1 pseudogene is annotated in these 401 nt (G+C 26.4%); it reads right to left on the bottom strand.

The annotated features are described in order from the left end of the window. Nucleotides 1-14: 14 nt before the first annotated feature. A pseudogene (locus CAMP5060_RS08180) lies at nucleotides 15-401 on the bottom strand (glycosyltransferase family 2 protein); the annotation flags it as partial.

The following is a 401-nucleotide window of genomic DNA, read 5'->3' as shown; positions in this document are numbered from 1 at the left end:
TTTTTTTATTTTACTTATCTCAAACCACAACTTGATATACCCCCCCCATACCAAGTTTTATTAGCTTGTATAAGAGCTTGCCCTAATTTATAAGAAAGATGGTTTTTATATTTAACAGCCTCTTGGTAATCTGGGTATTGTTCCAAAGGAGGCAAGATCAAAGAAGGATCTTTTTTTATTTTTTTATGGTATATTTTTTTTTCTTGCTTATGAGAAATCATAATACTTAGCAATATCACAGGTATTATTAAGTAGTCCAAGAAAGATTTAGAATTTACTATCATAGCTTGACCTAATTTATATGATAATTGATTTTTAATTCTTGTTTTAGCTGTTCCATATTTAGAATAAAAAATTAATTCATGATTTTTTTTCTGTATTTGTATCAATTGAGAATTGAT

It is taken from the genome of Campylobacter sp. 1569 (genome assembly GCF_024723675.1).
Taxonomy (GTDB): domain Bacteria; phylum Campylobacterota; class Campylobacteria; order Campylobacterales; family Campylobacteraceae; genus Campylobacter_D; species Campylobacter_D jejuni_C.
The sequence above is the reverse complement of the archived record's forward strand: the minus strand, read 5'-3'. Positions and strand labels throughout refer to the sequence as shown.